A 17,514-nucleotide genomic window follows, 5' to 3' on the forward strand; every position below is an offset into this window, starting at 1 on the left:
GCCCTTTCTATTAGAATGATATTAATCGCTATACCCTAGTAAAACGGCTTCAATATAAGAAGAAGGATTCATTAAAGATTCAACAGCTATATTCACGTAATCATATAATCCCTCTGCGCCTAATCCAAGTCCAACTGTTAACAAAACGAGTGTTACTATTGGAAACATGACACCTTTCGTGCTGCTCTTTTCCATATCTTCTGATAGAATCGTTTCTCCCCAAAAGCTGTTCATAAATATCTTCATGACAGAAAAGAGCACCATTAAACTCGTTATTAACCCAATTGCCCCTAGCCAGTAATAGCCAACCGCAAAGGTTCCTTCTGTTATATATACTTTGCCGATAAAACCGCTTAATGGAGGAATACCCGCTATTGAAAGAGCAACAATAAAGAACATCCATCCTAGGTAAGGGTGTGTCTTAATTAGACCACTAATATCATTCAGTTTGCTTGTACCTACAAGAGCAATAATCACACCGCCGATAAGGAAAATAACTGCTTTAATCACCATATCGTGTATTAAATAATAGATTGAACCAGTTAATCCTTCATGTGTATACGTAGCTAAGCCTGCTAATATAAATCCAACACCAACTATGACATTATATGTTAAAATCTTTTTAATATCATTAAAGGCAATGGCACCAATTGCACCGAGCAGCATAGTAATAGCAGCCATAATACCAATAATTAAATGTGTAACCTCAGGTTGATGATAAAAAATCAAAGTAAAGAATCTAAAGATCGCGTATATTCCTACTTTCGTAAGTAGCGCTGCAAAGATTGCCGCTACAGCTGTTGGAGGTGCACTATAAGAACCCGGTAACCAAAAGAATAAGAATAAACCCGCCTTTAAACTAAAGACAAATAAAAACATCATTGCCACTGCAGTAATAATCCCACTCTGCCCTACTTCTCCTACACGTTCTGCTAAATGTGCCATATTAATCGTCCCTGTTACTGAATATAAATACGCAACAGCTGCTAAAAATAGGAAAGATGCTAGTAGGTTGATTAACACATATTTGATTGACTCTCTTAATTGCTTCTTCTCTCCACCTAACGTGATTAATGCATAGGAGGAGATTAACATTACTTCAAAACACACGAATAAGTTAAAAACATCACCTGTGAGAAAAGAACCATTTACTCCTGTAATTAAGAATAGGAACAGGGGATAAAAGTAATGCCTTTCTCGATCCTCACCAATGGAACCAAAAGCAAAGATAAGACAAAGTAGACCAACAATACTTGTTGTCAATAAAAGTAGTCCCGAAAACATATCCGCTACCATACTGACACCAAAAGGCGCTTCCCAACCACCTAATTGTAATGTTTGAATACCATTATATTTCACCTGGTAAATCAAAAATCCTGAAATAACTCCCGTAGCTATTAGCGTAAACACACTTAAAATCTTATGGAAAAGTATTTTCTGTCTAAATATGACCATCACTAAACCAATAATAAGAGGTACAATGATCGGCATAATGACTAAGTTATTCATTCTCGTCACCTCTCATTTCTGCAGTGTTATCCGTCCCCAGCTCTTGATAGGCTCGGTAACTTAACACGAGAAACAAGGCTGTCGTTGCGAAATTGATAACTATAGCAGTTAAAATAAGAGCTTGAGGAAGCGCATCCGTAAAGGTTGTTGTATCTATCCCCAATAAAGGCGGACCTCCACTTTTTAAGCCCCCCATCGTAAGAATAAGCAAATGAACACCATGACTAATAATTGAAGTTCCTAAAATAATTCTTATCAAGCTCTTCGTTAATATTAAATACGTACCGATTGTAAATAAAACACCAATTAAGATCGACATTAAAGTTTCCATATTATCGATCCTCACTAATTGTCATAATAATAACCATTGCTGTTCCAATAACAGCTAAAGCTACACCTACATCAAAGAGCACAGCAGTCGCTAATTCGGTTTTCCCGAATATTGGTAAGTCGAAATAATCAAAAGCTTGGAATAGGAACGGCTGATCAAATAAGATTCCTCCCACTCCAGTAAATACCGCTATAAGCACACCAACAGCTGTTAAAACTTTAAAGTCAAACGGAAAGTTAACTCTAATTGAATCAATATCATATGTTAAAAACAAGAGCGTGAGAGCTGCTGCGAAAGCTAGCCCTCCAATAAATCCGCCTCCTGGATTGTGATGTCCAGCAAAAAACAAGTAAACAGCAAAGGTAAGAATAATGACTACTGCTACATTCGTTACAGCCCTTAAAATAATATCATTAGGCTTTTTCATTATTTCTCCCTCCTTGAAAATCGTAATTTAATCAGTGTATATACACTTAATGCTGTAATACATAGCACAAAGATTTCTAACATCGTATCAATACCCCTGAAATCAACTAATATCGCATTTACGATATTCTTCGCTCCTGCTAATTCATATGAATCCTCATAATAACTTGCTATCGGTTCAAATATTTGTGTACCATTTGCCGAAAACGCGAACACTGTTACCACTGCACCAACCGCAATCGATATAATTAAATTCAATGGCTTAAATGGAACACCTTTTTTATGCTTTTGCGTTTGCTCTTTGAATTTTGGTAAATGAAAAAAGCAAAGCAAGAATAAGGCTGTAGTGACCGTTTCTACTACTAGTTGAGTTAAAGCTAAATCTGGTGCTCTAAAAATGACGAAGAACAAGGATACTAAATAACCTAAAACACCTAGTGAGATAATAGCAGTCAACCTTGATTTCGCTAATAGTATTGTAAATGCAGCTACTAGCATGGAGAACATAATGGCTAACTCAAAAATGTTCACAGGGGCATCATTGGTCAAATCAATCGTAATAGAATTAGTAATGATTAATGTACCACCAATTAATAACACGAAGAATGTAAATATATAAGCAAGATAATCACGCGTGTACCCCGTCATATATTTATTTGTCACTCTTGCTGCTATTCTTTGCGATGTTTCCAAACTATTATTGTATAGTGCATTAATGGTTAAATTTTGTGGATATAGACGATAAACTTTGGTCCACTTTTTCAACATTAGATACATGATTGTTCCTACAACAACGACGCCAATTGTCATATATAATTCGGCTGAAAATCCATGCCAAGCTGAAATATGGATATTCAGTACACCTTCTTCTATTAAAGAAGGAAGAATCGCTGATACGGCAGGAACTAATAATAAATCAGCAATCACATTAGGAAAGAAGAAAATAACAATAACCAATGACGCAAGGATAATAGGTGAAATAAGCATGCCTATTGGTGCTTCATGCGCCTTCTTCTCTAATCGATCTGGTTTATATTTCCCTCTAAATGTCTTAAAGACAAGAATCATACTGTATATAAAGGTAAAAACACTCGCAACCCAAGCGATAATTGGAAACAGTATACCTAATGTTTCCATATTAAATACATCCATTTCCGTTACTTTAACAACAGATGCAAAAAACATTTCCTTACTTAAAAACCCATTAAATGGTGGTAGACCTGCCATTGCAAATGAACCAATTAAGGCAACTGTAAATGTGATAGGCATAACAGTCATTAAACCACCTAGACGTCTAATATCACGCGTACCAGTTTCATGGTCAACGATGCCCACTACCATAAATAAGGCACCTTTAAATGTAGAGTGATTAATCATATGAAAAATAGCTGCTGTAATCGCCGCTGCATACACAGCAGCTTCATTTCCGTAACCGAAATAAAGGGCAGCTGATCCAATTCCAAGCAAGCTCATAATCATTCCCAATTGACTGATGGTGGAATATGCCAGTAATCCTTTTAAATCAATTTGTTTCACAGCGTTGAATGAACCATACAATAGCGTAATTAATCCAACAATTGATATAATCCAAAACCATTCTGCTGTACCACCAAATATGGGGGTTAATCTTGCAACTAAATAAATTCCTGCTTTAACCATTGTTGCTGAATGCAAATAAGCACTAATTGGTGTAGGCGCCTCCATTGCATCAGGTAACCAAATACTAAAAGGAAACTGTGCTGATTTTGTAAAAGCACCTAGTAAAATTAATATCATTGCTGGTAAGAATAAATCATGAGCAATGATTGTCTCACTCATAGCAAACATTTCTCTAATGCTATACGTGTCCGTTATCATCGATAGCATAATAAAACCAGACAACATCGCTAAGCCGCCAAAAATCGTAATTAACATTGATTTTTGCGCACCATATCTGGATTTTTCTCTCTCATACCAATAGGCAATTAATAAAAAGGATGAGATACTCGTTAATTCCCAGAAAACATATAGAACAAGTATATTATCTGAGAATACAAGTCCTAGCATCGCTCCCATAAAAAGAAGGAGATACACATAAAAATTGTGAAGTGCTTCCTTTTCTTTTGATAAATAATAAATCGAATATAAAATAACGAGTGCACCAATACCCGTGATTAGTAATCCAAAGATCAAACTTAATCCATCTACATACATATCTAAATTAATACCAAACGAGGGGATCCATGGTATCGTTTCGTATATTGTTGCTCCTGAGGATATTTTAGGAATTAATTGAAGCAAATAAACGAATATAATAATAGGAATTAGAATAACAAACCAACCTGTATGCAATCTTTTATTGAAGTATTTATATAACAGCGGGACAAAAATCGCAAAAACAAATGGAATTAAAATCATGATGTGCAATATCGTCAACCGTAGTCCCTCCTCCTGAAATGACTGTGAATAGGTGAATATTAATAAAAAAAGCTTTTTAAAAATGGGGTGACATACTTATTCTGTCTTATGTTAATTTATCCATTACATTAATGTTTTAATTAGGGGAAAATAATGTTTCTAACTATCTTGCCACATTTCAAAAATGGCAGAATTCATTAAATTTCATTTTTTAATTGACTGTTTCATTCGCATAGGATATAGTCATACATAGTTTATTGATATTAAATGTAAATTTTTATGAATTTCACATCTATTTCGAGGTGACAAAACATGAAAAAAATTAAAGGACGTATGGACGAAAGCATTTTAGTATGCGTCTATTATGGACCAAATGGTGAAAGACTTATTCAGCGTGGATGCAAGATTGCAAACATGATGGATTGCCCTCTATATATTTTAACGATTGACCCTAAGCCTTTTGATGATATGGATGCAGAGAAGTCTCATTATATTACGAAATGGCAGCAATTAGCTGAAATGCACAGTGCTGATGCTTTCATTTTAAAAGATAATGAAAGAAGACCTGTTTCTAAAGTTATTGCTGATGTCGCTCGCGAAAAAAATATAACACAAATCATTCTTGGGCAAACGGCTCAAAGCCGCTGGGAGCAAATTGCAAAAGGGTCTATTATTAACTCTCTATTAAGAGAAGTACCTTTTGTCGACCTGCATATTATCTCAGTATCACGATCATTAAAAGATGAAGAAGGTCATTTTGAAAAAGGTGTTCGCGCTTATCTAATTAAGGACGGGGACCATTATCGACTCACTTTCAAATATTCTAATGATGTAGAATATGAAGGTATATTCTTCAAAGATCTCGGTACCGATTTTAATAATGGTGTGTTTAAGTTCATGAAAGATAAAAAAACACTGCAGGTTGAATGTACAGATGATGTCATAAAAGATTTCAAAAACGTTGATATGGCTCCTGAATTTGACGAGGAAGATGAAAAATAATACTTTCTTTCCTCTTAACGCCTCCAATTATATGGAGGTGTTTTTTTTATAAATTGACATCTACTTTTATTAGCTTTTTATCGAATTTATCAATCCCAATATACCTTAACGTTTCAGCTGGCGTATTGTGATTGTATATGTTCATTAGAATGGAAATGGCAATTCCTTTTCGATAGGCATGGTAACCAAAAGTTTTTCTTAATGTATGCGTACCAATTTTCCCTTGTACACCAACCTTTTTTGCCGCTTGGTTAATGATACGGTAAGCTTGTTGCCTTGTAATAGGTTGTTTGTTCTTTTTAGATTTAAATAAATAATCGTTGTCATTTAATTTAAATAACTTCATATAAGAAGCTAGTTCTTTCAAAATGCTGTTATTTAAATAAAATGCACGAGAATCACCATTCTTTTCATCCTTAATATATAAAAATTCTTTTAAGCCCTCTTCCTCCCATAAATCTTTAACCTTTAAAAATAATAAATCACTCACTCTTATCCCTGTATTAATCCCTAAGACAAACAGGAGTACATCCCTTTGTGAATGCAATCTTAATTCTGATTTAATTTTGTTAATGTCTTCTATATCCTTAATCGGATCCACAAACTCCACAGGATTTCCTCCTAGAAATTTTAATGTAACTTAATTGTATGTTATCAAAAATTAAGTTACATTACAACTTGTAAGTATACGGTTTAGCCCATTTATTTATATTTTTAAAATTGCTACCATTCTTGATTTTCCTCACTCCAAGACAAAATAAACTTTTACTCATTTAAAATAGCGACCTTTAAAAGGTCGCTACAGTTCATTTATAAAGAATAGCCGCTAAAAGATTTTAAAACTTCCATGTAATCATTCTTTGACTTAATTGGAATCCCTTGTTTCAACTGCTCGCATTTTTTACTTTCAAGCTTTCCTAAATCAATAGAAAAGAATGATTGAATAATTTGTGCCTTTCTAGGTTCTCCATTAAAAATGGTGAGTACACCATCTTCAGTAATGCCAAAATAACCATTTGCCTTTAATAATGGCGAAATATCATTTACTTGTTGACGAAAAACCATTTCTCCTTTTTTCATATCCATTAATTGCCACTCATCGTATTTTGCCCATAAATCTTCAAATGACCATATCGTTTCGCGCACTCGTTCCTGACTAATTTCCCCATCAATATATTCTCTTTCTAAAATAATATCTATTTGTTCTGGTTTAATTTCTTTTATTGTTTGGTTTTCATTCCCACGACTTACAGCTTGGACGCTATTATGAATACTAAAGGGAAAAGTGATGAGTAAGATAATTAAGGTTATCGCACTTAATTTCTTCATTATTGCCCCTCCTTCACCAAGTATATCCACCTCTTAATACTATATATTTTCTCCACTTTTTTTTTCCTTATACGCATACTCCCGATTGAGCCTATTCATAGGACTAAAATCAAATAACAAACATTAGGTAAATCATCTAACTCCAAAAAAAATGCACGAACAAATTTAATTTCCAAACTTGTTCGTGCTTCATTTATATTGATTACTTTGAATAAAAGATTTCATCAATATTCTCATTTATTTTTTCCATTGGGAGACCTGCTTTTACATCATTATCAATTGTATTTAGGCGAAAGAATTGACTTTCGTTCGTAACAATTCTCACTTTTCTCTCTCCAACAAAGGATTTTACCTTTGAAAAAACCTCTTGTTCAACTTGCTTTTCATCCGCATCTTTATTTAGTCTTAAAGCAATTACTATCTTCCCGTCATGCTCAGCCGCTCTCGCTTCTTTTACTTGCTCTACTTCTTCTGCATCATGGATAACTTTTTCAATTAATTCTCCTTCATAAGATTGATAATAGTTAGACCGCGGTACATGATTATACTCAATATGGCCATTATAATTGACATCTGTTTTGCTGAATTTCCCATCTCTTGTTGTATCCGTTTCATCTCCTAGAGAATGATCCATCCACTCTGTTACTGCACCATCATCATCATTTAATAGCTTAAATTTCGATTTTTGATTATGCTGTTCATTCGTATAATAACCCATAGGTACCGTCCGATTCCGGTTCTCATCTGTCGTCTCACTCGCATCGTTATTCGTACCACAGGCAGCTAAACTCATCGACATCACAACAGCAAAAGGGACAAATAGAATCTTCTTTTGCATTTAACATACCCCCACTGGTAATATTGGAGATTTTTCATCTCTTTACTATTTTGCAAAAAACAAGGGGCAGTCATACAAATTAGATTTATCCATCTATTCTTTTTTTCAGCTCTTCCACAAATAATTTCCTTTTCTGAAATTGATCAATGGTTAAGGATAATAATGGTCGCATTTTCTTTGGATAAATATAGGTTCGTTCTCGAATACACCTGTTCCACTCCCGAAAGACATCAGTTGGATAAGAGAGAGCGTACAAAGATTGGTTACTAGTAGTGAGTTCCTTTAATTGAGGGAACTTCTCCATTTCATTTAACTCCCAATCAAGCGTTGGCAAAATTCTGTTTGCGTACTGTAAATAATCATATTCCTTTTGGCCAATGGATATTAAGTCAAAATCAATTAAAAATAATTGGTTACTATCATCGCGAATAAAATTATGATGAGCCACATCACCGTGAAGTATCACTTCATTCGCTTCAATTGTCTGTTCTTTTCCCCCCATACCAGATAAAGACCAATCTGCCCATGCTAAATATTCAGCCATTATCTCTTTTGGTATAAAATACTTTAAAATACTTTCATTTTTTTTGAATTGCACAGTCCGAATTCTCCATTTATCTCGCTGGTGGTGGGGGGACAATAATGTAACATAACGATCCTTTAATTTTTTTGAGACATGATGAAATTTGTCAATGAGATCTAACCCTTCTTTACGGTTGGTTTCGTTTTGGTAAGTAAAAGGCTGTTCAGAAGGGAGGATATAAAATAAGCATCCAAAATAAATTCCATCGAAAAATAACGGTGGATCCTTTGCTAAAGGAAGAAAGGAATAAGTATGAACAAACCCCTCCTTTATTAATGAAGAGGTAAATGTTTCTTGAAGTTTAAACTTATGATAAGAACGAAACCCTTTTAATATAAATGGTGTGTGGTTTGTTTCTACTTTAAAAACATTTTGCCTGATTTGATTAATTTCTAATATGGTCCATGGTATTTGCTTTTGTAAATAGGAGAGGAGACGATTATGATGATCGTCTCCTTTAACATTATCCTTCGAAGTCACTGCTTTCATCATAGCCTCTTGGCATTCCAAACGGTTGTGCGCCACCCATTGGTGCATAGCCATATGGGGAACCATGGTGCGGCATCGGACTATAAGGATAGCCAAAACCCTGATTCATCGGTGCTTGATATTGAGGGCCACCACACCCACAATCTTGTGTTCCTGCTACAGTTGGAGGCATTGGCATTTGACTGTGGCTAGGACTTAACGGCATCTGGCTTTGACTTGGACTTAACGGTAATTGTTCTCCTGACTCACTCACACCTTGCACCTGTGGATAGAACGGCATTACACCATGATGATGCATCATATGATGTGGCGGGCATGGCGGTGGACATGGTGGCGGGCATGGATAGCAAGGCTGCTGCATCGCCGGCATCATATAAGTCGGTTGTAGCGGTAATTGCTGATCAAACGCTCCTCCTACTTGTGGTGGAAGCTGTGCTTGTTGATCATAGGCACCACTCACTTGCGGCGGGAGCTGTGCTTGTTGATCATAAGCACCGCCCACTTGTGGAGGGAGCTGCGCTTGTTGATCGTACATACCTCCTACTTGCGGCGGGAGCTGTGCTTGCTGATCGTACATACCTCCTACTTGTGGCGGGAGCTGTGCTTGCTGATCGTACATACCTCCTACTTGCGGCGGGAGCTGCGCTTGCTGATCGTACATACCTCCTACTTGTGGCGGAAGTTGTGCTTGCTGATCGTACATACCTCCTACTTGTGGCGACAGTTGTGCCTGTTGTTGATTTTGATATGGTGACATATATGAAGAACTTTCTTCATGATAATTCGGACTCTCTACACCCGCTACCATACCTTGTTGCTGATAGGGGTTGTAAGCACCTTGATTTTGAGGATAGTAAGGCTGTTGCATGCCAGGTTGGAACATATTAGGGTTATAAGGATACATAAGTTGATCATAACCTCCTTGGATTTGCTCCTTCCCTTTAATAGAAGGAGATTGTGATGCCTCAGTCGACTTAGGTAAGATATTGGTTGGTTTTGGTGGTAATTGCGGCATAGGTTTTAATGGCTTTTGTTCTTGAACAGGCTTTAATGGCTTTTGTTCTTGAACAGGTTTTAATGGCTTTTGCTCTTGAACAGGCTTTAACGGCTTTTGCTCTTGAACAGGTTTTAACGGCTTTTGCTCTTGAACAGGTTTTAACGGCTTTTGTTCTTGAACAGGCTTTAACGGCTTTTGTTCTTGAACAGGTTTTAAAGGTTTTTGCTCTTGAACAGGTTTTAACGGCTTTTGTGTTTCGAAATTCATCATATAGTAGTTGTTTATATCGATATCCGGCAGGATTTGTTTAGGCATTTTAGGTTTATACGGTTTTTTCACTTCTTTTTTTACTGCTTCTTTCTTTACTTCTTCCTTCTTTACCTGTTCTTTCGGCATCTCTTTTGGCATTTCTTTTTTAGAGCCTACGTTAATCTTTGTTCCTGATAGGGGTGCTTCCTTCTTAATCATCCCACCTGCTCCTGGTACTTTAATTTTCATACCCGGCATAATCATATCAGGGTTACTTAACTGAGTATTCATCTTTTTAAGCTCTTCGAAATTCACGCCGTACTTCTTCGCAATCTTCCATAGGGTATCACCCTTTTGAACGATATGGATTTTCACGCTGGTTCCCTCCTATACAAAACAAACTTTCATTGATGAGAGCTTTATACCATCAATGATTATAACGAATCGGGATAAAAAGTAGCTGCCTAACACCTATAAATACGTGCGGGCTCATACCTACTTCTCGACGAGTCCATATATTCTATGAAGGAATGGGCAAATTGCTAATAATCTTCAAAAAAACTTATGCAGAAATCATGAAAATTATGATAAACATTAAAGGAAAGCACAAAAAAAGGATTTTTTTAATAAAAATTCTGAACAGACTTATGAAAATGATTTTTTGTCCACAGCAACATTTTTTGATTCACCCATAAAAAAAACTACCTAATGAAAGGTAGCCTTATTTCAATTTATTTTATTACCAACATGCGTGCTAAAGCTTGTTTTGCTCCTGCAGCGATTTGATCATCAACCTTGATTTGATTTATGGGCTCACCTTTCTCCAACATTTCTAAATTCCATGCCAAATGCATTAAATCAATGCGATTCATTGTCATACATGGACACATATGTGGATTTAATGAAACAATCTGTTTATCTGGATGTGATTGAATGAGACGATTTACTAAGTTCATTTCAGTGCCAATTGCCCACTGAGAACCTGGCTTACTCTTTTCGATTGCCTGAATAATATCATTGGTAGAACCATCCATATCAGACCGCTCAACAACTTCTCTTCTACACTCAGGATGAACAATGATTTTCATTTCTGGTCTGTTTTTTCGTATATCTTCGATGTTCCTCACTGTAAAATTCTCATGCACTGAGCAATGACCTTTCCATAAAATCACTTTGATCTGCTCATTTCCTCCATCAAATTCTAATCTATGTTGAATCGGATCCCAGACTGCCATTTCATCTAAAGCAATACCTAACTTATAGGCTGTATTTCTGCCAAGATGCTGATCCGGCAAGAACAAAATCCTTTCCTTTTGTTGGAGCGCCCATTTTACCACTTCTACTGCATTGGAAGAAGTAACGGTCGCTCCACCATGTTCACCCACAAATGATTTAATGGCAGCTGTTGAATTTACATAAGTAAGCGGTAAAATGGTCTCCCCAAATCGCTCGGTTAATAGCTCCCATCCTCTTTCTGTTTGATGGATATTAGCCATATCAGCCATTGAACAGCCCGCTCTCATATCTGGTAAATAGACTTTTTGATTTTTAGTTGTTAAGATATCGGCTGTTTCTGCCATAAAATGTACACCGCAAAACACGATAAACTCAGCTCGGGTATTCTGCGCACAAAATTGTGCTAATTTTAATGAATCACCTGTACTATCAGCAAATTGTATCACTTCATCTTTTTGATAATGGTGGCCTGGAATATACAACTTGTCTCCAAAGGTACCCTTCACGCGACGCACAATATTTTCTAACTGCCCATTAGATAAAGAACGATATTTTTCTGGTAGTATCGTTTGTTTTTCAATCGTGTCAAATAGATTCATTTCGCTTCTCCTTCTCTATCATAGACATTCTCACACTAATATCAAGTGCGGCAACTGAATGTGTTAAAGCACCAATCGAAATATAGTCAACACCTGTTTGTCCATACTTATGAAGTTCCTCTAAACGGATACCTCCTGATGCCTCGGTTATAACACCTTTCGGCACATAAGTTAACCAATCTTTTATTTCATTAGGTGTACGATTATCAAACATAATGACATCTGCGCCAGCAGTAATCGCTTCATTCAATTGCGCTATACTCTCAATTTCGACCTCTATCTTAACCATATGTCCAATCTTTGACTTCACACTTTCTACTGCTTTACTTATCGAGCCTGCAAAGCTTATATGATTATCTTTAATCATGACCGCATCATATAATCCGTAGCGGTGATTATAACCACCACCTGTTCGAACTGCATATTTCTCAAGCATTCTTAATCCAGGTGTTGTTTTTCTTGTATCGACAATACGTGTATGTGTGCTATTTAATAAATCAACCGCTTTCTTTGTTTTCGTTGCGATTGCACACATTCGTTGCACTAAATTCAAAATTACACGCTCTCCTTTTAAAAGTGCTGAGATTGGCCCATATACTTTAAGTAAGACTTCCCCTTGATTAAACCACTCACCTTCCTGTTTGAAGAATTCAAAATGGCATTCATTAGATAACAAAGGAAAGCCTGTCGTTATGATCTCTCTACCGCAAAACACACCTGTATCCTTCGCTAGAAAAGTAATTGCACCTCTTTCGTGTTCTCCAAAGATCAATTCTGTCGTTACATCTCTTTCACCAATATCTTCAATGAAGTAATGCTCTAATTGTTTGCGAAGTTTCAATGTATTCATCATGATCACCTTTCTTTTCATGCTTAATTTCTTTTTTCATCCATTCTTCCATTTCAATTGGAAAGTCCTCACGAAAATGTCCACCTCTACTTTCATTCCGTTTAAGGGCTGATTTCGTAATGCATTTTGATATTTCCATCATAAAAACGATTTCAATCTCCTCTTGTGATAGATAATCTAATGATTGTGGGAGATGAAAATGATTGAGATAACGTAACTGATCTTGTAAGTTGGCCTTATTCCTTACTATGCCAACATATTCCATCATTCGGTTTTGAATATCTTCTTTTGCAGGTAATCTTCCTTGGATATTCTCTTTCTTAATTTCAAAACGATAATCGCTTCTTTTACCTACGTCATGATCCTTACTCTTATTTATTTGCTGAGCTACTTTTTTACCAAAATACAAACCTTCTAAAAGAGAGTTACTAGCTAAACGATTTGCTCCATGCACGCCCGTCCTTGCCACTTCCCCCATTGCATAAAGATGAGCAATACTTGTTTCGCCACTATCATTCGTCTTGACCCCACCCATAAGAAAGTGGGCACCAGGCGAAACTGGTATTAATTGATCTTCAAGATTAACACCATTAGCTTCACATAATTTACTAATAGTCGGAAATCGAGTAGTAAATCGTGCCACCTGCTGGATATTTAAATAAACTTTTCTCCCTTGCTTCATAGTTTGATAAATTTCTTGAGCGACAATATGCCTCGGAGCCAAATCCTCAAGTGGGTGAACTCCCTTCATTATCGAAATTCCTTGTTCATCAACTAAAACGCCACCTTCCCCACGAACAGCTTCAGAAATAAGACCTTTCGTTTCACCACCCACGTATAATAAAGTCGGATGGAATTGAATAAATTCAAGATCCGTTAATATAGCCCCTGCCCGATGTGCAAGAGCTAAACCATCACCGGTAACAACAGGGCTATTAGATGTATATTGAAACAACTGACCACACCCACCAGTTGCTAAAACCACATGTTTGGCGAAAATGATATGGGTTTCGTCTTTTTTTTTCACTTTTACGCCATAGCAAATTTTTCGTTTAACGAGAAGCTCATAAACAAATGCATTTGTTATTACTTCAATATGTTTAGGTAATTGACTGATCATAAAATCAACAAGATGCTTCCCCGTCGCATCGCCGCCACTATGCACAATTCTTTTTTTACAATGCGCTCCTTCTAACCCAAGTGATAATTCCCCGTTTGTATTCTCATCAAATGGAAAGCCTAGTGCACTTAACTCATGAATTAAATCAGGTGCCTCCTTTGTTAAAGCTTCCACAACCCGTTCCTCATTGTGATAGCATCCAGCATTCAAAGTATCTTGTAAATGGAGGGCCCAATCATCCTCTTTACTGAGCGAAGCAGCAACCCCTCCTTGTGCTAAATAAGAATTACTACTTCTCATATCTGACTTTGTGATAATTATCACATGCAAATCATTACGAATTTTTTGTGCTAATTGAAGAGCAGCTACACCACTCCCAATAATAACCACATCTAAACTTTTCATTGTGATCCTCCTGACAGTAAACTATACAGGTAAAATTAACATATGTCTTGACACTTATATTTACACAGATTTAAACTGATGACAAGAGTTTTTAACAATATTTATTTCCCTACTTGTAATAATTAGGTTAAAGCCTAGAAATGAATACAGATGATGATGGATAAGACCTTCATACATCCCCTTCTATTCAAAAACAAAGGAATGAAGCCATTTATGATTTACTTAGACTATGCCGCCACTTGCCCCTTATCAAAAGAAGCGGCTGATGCATATGTAAGAACTGCTACTGAATTTTATGGAAACACAGAAAGCTTTCATGATATAGGCAGTCGGGCACATGATTTACTGGAACAATGCCGTTTGACGCTAGCTTCTTTTCTACATGTACCGAGTAGTGGAATTTATTTTACGAGTGGAGGGACGGAAAGTAACCTTATTTGTATCCGATCTCTTTTAACCTTAACGAATACAAAAGGACATATTATTACCACATTAGCTGAGCATTCTTCTATTTCTAACTTTTTATCTATACTTGAAGATAATGGTTATGAGGTGACTTATCTACCATTTGATCATAATGGTCAAATTGATTCTAAACAATTCGCGGCCGCTATTAGGCCAGATACCATTCTTGCTATTATTCAACATGCCAATAGTGAACTTGGTTCAATCCAACCAATCGAGGAAATAAGCGCATTATGTAAAATTCATCAAATCTACCTTCATTGTGACTGTGTCCATTCCTTTACGAAAGTAGATATCACTCCTGTGAGCCAAGTCGTTGATAGTCTTGCAATATCTGCCCATAAATTTTACGGACCAAAAGGAGCCGGTTTAGCCTATATACATCCTGCACATCCCATTCGTGGCTTACTACCAAATACTTCACATGAAAAGGGATTGAGGCCAGGTACAGTCAATCTACCAGCTATAGTCGCTATGACAATAGCTGCAGATGAAAGTATGAGAACATGGAAACAAACAAGAACGCACGCACAAATCCTTCGCCAAGCTTTCATCACTCATTGTGTCCATTTTGACTCTATTATTTATGAGGCACCAAAAGAAAGACAAATCCCATCTACTATAGGGATGCGAATACCTGGAATTGAGGGAATGTATGTGATGTTAGAAGCGAACCGAAAAGGCTTTTGCATTGCTACTGGTAGTGCTTGTGCGACCAATGCGCAATTGCCATCCTCAGCTATGTCTGCCATCGGTGTTAATGGAAAAGCGGCGAAAGAATTTTTCAGAATATCTACTGGAACAGAAACCTCGAAAGAACAATTAATCGCACTTGCCGAATTGCTAGCAACAATAAAGGAAAGCATGGGATAACTTTATTTATACTGGTTTCCTATGGTAAAATTATTGATTATGGTTATAGTAGAGGGGATTAAGAATGAGCGAACAAAAAAAGGTGCTTGGAGAAGACAGACGGATGAAACTACTACAATTATTGAAGGAAAGTGAAGAGCCTATTACAGGTAGTGAACTAGCAGCAAAGTACCATGTAAGCAGACAAGTAATCGTTGGTGATATTACACTGTTAAAAGCAAGAAGCGAACCAATTATTGCCACAAGTCAAGGATACTTAAGGTTAAATCATACTTCACCACATCCGGTAGCTACAAGAACAATAGCTAGTAACCATTCACCTGAACAAACTGAAGAAGAGTTAAACTTACTTGTTGATCATGGGGTCACCGTAAAAGATGTCACAATCGAGCATCCAGTATATGGTGATTTGACAGCATCTATTATGGTTTCTGACCGCAAAGAAGTAAAACAGTTTATGAAGAAAATTCATTCTACTCAATCTAGTTATTTATCAGAATTAACAGGTGGGATTCATTTACACACGATTACGAGCAGCAGTGAAGCAAAGCTTGACGAAGCAGAAGAGGCATTGAAAAAATCAGGATTTCTTATCGAAATAGATACATAATACTTGCTAGGAAATGGTACTTTATAAAAAGAAAGTAGAGCATGTACTCTACTTTCTTTTTTGTTATTTATGAGTCAATTCTTCTATTTTCCCGAGTTGATATGAAGGATAACTACCTAAAATTTGCACTTTGCAACCTAATGCCTCTAATTCCGCCTTTACGCCCGGAATAAGGACATCATCTATTTTCTGGTCGATATCAATAATAAAGAAATAATTCCCTAATCCTGTTTTCATTGGTCTTGACTCGATTTTTGATAAATTTAAATTTCTCCATGAAAAGGCGGATAGCACTTGGTGAAGCGCTCCAGCACGATCATCAGGTAACGAGACCATAACAGTTGTCTTATATCCTTTTGACTTCTGCGCTGTCTTGAGGTGACAATCTTGCTTTGCCACTACAATAAACCGTGTATGATTATGTGAATAATCATGAATATCTTGGTGAGCAATGGTTAATTGATATTCTTCTGCTGCTAAAGCATTGGCTATTGCAGCAACCTTTTCGTCAGGATGGTCACTTACATATTTTGCAGCTGCAGCCGTTGATGTCATATTAACAAGTTCAACAGCTTTTAAAGTCGAATGTAGGAAGCGATGGCATTGAGCAATCGCATGAGAATGGCTATATACCGTTTGAATATCTTCTAGTTTTTGGCTAGGATGAATAAGTAAATGTTGTCTAATAGGGATGGTCATTTCACCCACAATTGGGTAAAGTGCCTCATGAACTAAATAATCTAAAGTAATATTAACTGATCCTTCTAATGCATTTTCAATTGGTACAACAGCTAAATCAATTTCATCATTTGCTAAAGAATCTAAACAAGCAGGAATGGTTGCTTGTGGAATTGCTCTATCTTCTGGAAATAAGCCGCGAACGGCTATATCTGTAAAAGTAGCAACTGGTCCTAAGAAGCCTATTTTTTTCATTGTGAACACCTTTCATCAGTAGCTTCATTCTATGTAGCCACAACAAATTTGAATTATGAAAAAACTCATTATACTATACTTTAACACTTTAGTTTATGGATGTAAAAGAGGTTTTTATCTTTTTTTATAAGATATCTTTCTTATTAAAATCGAGATAGTTTATATGAGCTGTCGATGAGTAAACAAATACGGTTTGACTTGCCTATTATTTCATTGCCCCTGACTCGTTTCTACATGTATGTTTGAAACTTCACCATTTTATTTTACTAAGCT

Annotated in this window: 16 protein-coding genes; 3 read left to right on the top strand and 13 right to left on the bottom strand. The window is 36.3% G+C overall.

Going from position 1 to position 17,514, the window contains the following annotated elements; genetic code table 11:
• Nucleotides 1-21: 21 nt before the first annotated feature.
• The 4 genes from MKX78_RS16925 to MKX78_RS16940 are packed head-to-tail and all read right to left on the bottom strand — an operon-like array spanning nt 22 to nt 4,681.
• Entirely contained in the window at nt 22-1,509 is a 1,488-nt protein-coding gene (locus MKX78_RS16925; RefSeq protein ID WP_095372428.1) for a Na+/H+ antiporter subunit D, read from the bottom strand.
• Nucleotides 1,502-1,840, bottom strand: a complete 339-nt coding sequence (locus tag MKX78_RS16930) for a Na(+)/H(+) antiporter subunit C (RefSeq protein WP_095372427.1) — start codon at nt 1,838-1,840, stop codon at nt 1,502-1,504. The genes MKX78_RS16925 and MKX78_RS16930 overlap by 8 nt, the downstream gene beginning before the upstream one ends.
• Before the next feature lies 1 nt (nt 1,841).
• Nucleotides 1,842-2,267: a Na(+)/H(+) antiporter subunit B gene (locus tag MKX78_RS16935; RefSeq protein ID WP_095372426.1), complete on the bottom strand. Its 426-nt coding sequence runs from the start codon at nt 2,265-2,267 to the stop codon at nt 1,842-1,844.
• Nucleotides 2,267-4,681, bottom strand: coding sequence for a Na+/H+ antiporter subunit A (locus MKX78_RS16940; RefSeq protein ID WP_341051668.1), 2,415 nt, complete (start codon nt 4,679-4,681; stop codon nt 2,267-2,269). The genes MKX78_RS16935 and MKX78_RS16940 overlap by 1 nt, the downstream gene beginning before the upstream one ends.
• Before the next feature lie 294 nt (nt 4,682-4,975).
• Between MKX78_RS16940 and MKX78_RS16945 the strand changes: the two genes are divergently transcribed.
• The gene (locus MKX78_RS16945; RefSeq protein ID WP_095372425.1) at nt 4,976-5,665 is read left to right on the top strand and encodes a universal stress protein; all 690 of its coding nucleotides are present in this window, start codon (nt 4,976-4,978) and stop codon (nt 5,663-5,665) included.
• Nucleotides 5,666-5,711: 46 nt separating this feature from the next.
• On the opposite strand, the gene MKX78_RS16950 is transcribed toward MKX78_RS16945, so the two are convergent.
• The 8 genes from MKX78_RS16950 to nadB form a co-directional block, all read right to left on the bottom strand.
• Nucleotides 5,712-6,275: a tyrosine-type recombinase/integrase gene (locus tag MKX78_RS16950; RefSeq protein WP_095372424.1), complete on the bottom strand. Its 564-nt coding sequence runs from the start codon at nt 6,273-6,275 to the stop codon at nt 5,712-5,714.
• Between the two features lie 200 nt (nt 6,276-6,475).
• Nucleotides 6,476-6,994 (bottom strand): intercompartmental signaling factor BofC, encoded by a 519-nt coding sequence (locus MKX78_RS16955; RefSeq protein ID WP_095372423.1) that lies wholly within the window; start codon nt 6,992-6,994, stop codon nt 6,476-6,478.
• A 202-nt stretch (nt 6,995-7,196) separates the two neighbouring features.
• Nucleotides 7,197-7,832 carry a YhcN/YlaJ family sporulation lipoprotein gene (locus tag MKX78_RS16960; RefSeq protein WP_095372422.1) on the bottom strand — a complete coding sequence of 212 codons (636 nt, stop codon included), beginning with the start codon at nt 7,830-7,832 and terminating at the stop codon, nt 7,197-7,199.
• Nucleotides 7,833-7,917: 85 nt separating this feature from the next.
• Complete coding sequence (locus MKX78_RS16965; protein ID WP_095372421.1) at nt 7,918-8,904, bottom strand: phosphotransferase; 987 nt, start codon at nt 8,902-8,904, stop codon at nt 7,918-7,920.
• A complete protein-coding gene (safA, locus tag MKX78_RS16970) occupies nt 8,879-10,525 on the bottom strand; it encodes a SafA/ExsA family spore coat assembly protein (RefSeq protein WP_341051670.1) in 1,647 nt (548 codons plus the stop codon). Before safA ends, MKX78_RS16965 begins: the two co-directional genes overlap by 26 nt.
• Nucleotides 10,526-10,881: 356 nt before the next feature.
• Nucleotides 10,882-11,985 (bottom strand): quinolinate synthase NadA, encoded by a 1,104-nt coding sequence (gene nadA / locus MKX78_RS16975; RefSeq protein WP_322909631.1) that lies wholly within the window; start codon nt 11,983-11,985, stop codon nt 10,882-10,884.
• Nucleotides 11,972-12,835 (bottom strand): carboxylating nicotinate-nucleotide diphosphorylase, encoded by an 864-nt coding sequence (gene nadC / locus MKX78_RS16980; RefSeq protein WP_322909632.1) that lies wholly within the window; start codon nt 12,833-12,835, stop codon nt 11,972-11,974. The genes nadA and nadC overlap by 14 nt, the downstream gene beginning before the upstream one ends.
• Nucleotides 12,789-14,360, bottom strand: a complete 1,572-nt coding sequence (nadB, locus tag MKX78_RS16985; RefSeq protein WP_307312755.1) for an L-aspartate oxidase — start codon at nt 14,358-14,360, stop codon at nt 12,789-12,791. Before nadB ends, nadC begins: the two co-directional genes overlap by 47 nt.
• Nucleotides 14,361-14,573: 213 nt before the next feature.
• On the opposite strand from nadB, the gene MKX78_RS16990 reads away from it, so the two are divergent.
• The gene (locus tag MKX78_RS16990) at nt 14,574-15,698 is read left to right on the top strand and encodes an IscS subfamily cysteine desulfurase (protein WP_341051674.1); all 1,125 of its coding nucleotides are present in this window, start codon (nt 14,574-14,576) and stop codon (nt 15,696-15,698) included.
• Nucleotides 15,699-15,762: 64 nt separating this feature from the next.
• Nucleotides 15,763-16,308 carry a transcription repressor NadR gene (locus MKX78_RS16995; RefSeq protein ID WP_095372415.1) on the top strand — a complete coding sequence of 182 codons (546 nt, stop codon included), beginning with the start codon at nt 15,763-15,765 and terminating at the stop codon, nt 16,306-16,308.
• A 63-nt stretch (nt 16,309-16,371) separates the two neighbouring features.
• On the opposite strand, the gene pheA is transcribed toward MKX78_RS16995, so the two are convergent.
• Nucleotides 16,372-17,241 (bottom strand): prephenate dehydratase, encoded by an 870-nt coding sequence (pheA, locus tag MKX78_RS17000; protein ID WP_307312752.1) that lies wholly within the window; start codon nt 17,239-17,241, stop codon nt 16,372-16,374.
• Nucleotides 17,242-17,514: the final 273 nt, after the last annotated feature.

It is taken from the genome of Cytobacillus sp. FSL R5-0569 (assembly GCF_038007265.1).
Lineage (GTDB): Bacteria > Bacillota > Bacilli > Bacillales > Cytobacillaceae > Cytobacillus > Cytobacillus kochii.

Excerpts from the sequence above, each read along its gene's own strand:
- MKX78_RS16925 (WP_095372428.1), bottom strand. The coding sequence starts at position 1,509 with ATGAATAACTTAGTCATTATGCCGATCATTGTACCTCTTATTATTGGT.
- MKX78_RS16930 (WP_095372427.1), bottom strand. The coding sequence starts at position 1,840 with ATGGAAACTTTAATGTCGATCTTAATTGGTGTTTTATTTACAATCGGT.
- MKX78_RS16935 (WP_095372426.1), bottom strand. The coding sequence starts at position 2,267 with ATGAAAAAGCCTAATGATATTATTTTAAGGGCTGTAACGAATGTAGCA.
- MKX78_RS16945 (WP_095372425.1), top strand. The coding sequence starts at position 4,976 with ATGAAAAAAATTAAAGGACGTATGGACGAAAGCATTTTAGTATGCGTC.
- MKX78_RS16955 (WP_095372423.1), bottom strand. The coding sequence starts at position 6,994 with ATGAAGAAATTAAGTGCGATAACCTTAATTATCTTACTCATCACTTTT.
- MKX78_RS16960 (WP_095372422.1), bottom strand. The coding sequence starts at position 7,832 with ATGCAAAAGAAGATTCTATTTGTCCCTTTTGCTGTTGTGATGTCGATG.
- MKX78_RS16965 (WP_095372421.1), bottom strand. The coding sequence starts at position 8,904 with ATGAAAGCAGTGACTTCGAAGGATAATGTTAAAGGAGACGATCATCAT.
- nadA (WP_322909631.1), bottom strand. The coding sequence starts at position 11,985 with ATGAATCTATTTGACACGATTGAAAAACAAACGATACTACCAGAAAAA.
- nadC (WP_322909632.1), bottom strand. The coding sequence starts at position 12,835 with ATGAATACATTGAAACTTCGCAAACAATTAGAGCATTACTTCATTGAA.
- nadB (WP_307312755.1), bottom strand. The coding sequence starts at position 14,360 with ATGAAAAGTTTAGATGTGGTTATTATTGGGAGTGGTGTAGCTGCTCTT.
- MKX78_RS16990 (WP_341051674.1), top strand. The coding sequence starts at position 14,574 with ATGATTTACTTAGACTATGCCGCCACTTGCCCCTTATCAAAAGAAGCG.
- MKX78_RS16995 (WP_095372415.1), top strand. The coding sequence starts at position 15,763 with ATGAGCGAACAAAAAAAGGTGCTTGGAGAAGACAGACGGATGAAACTA.
- pheA (WP_307312752.1), bottom strand. The coding sequence starts at position 17,241 with ATGAAAAAAATAGGCTTCTTAGGACCAGTTGCTACTTTTACAGATATA.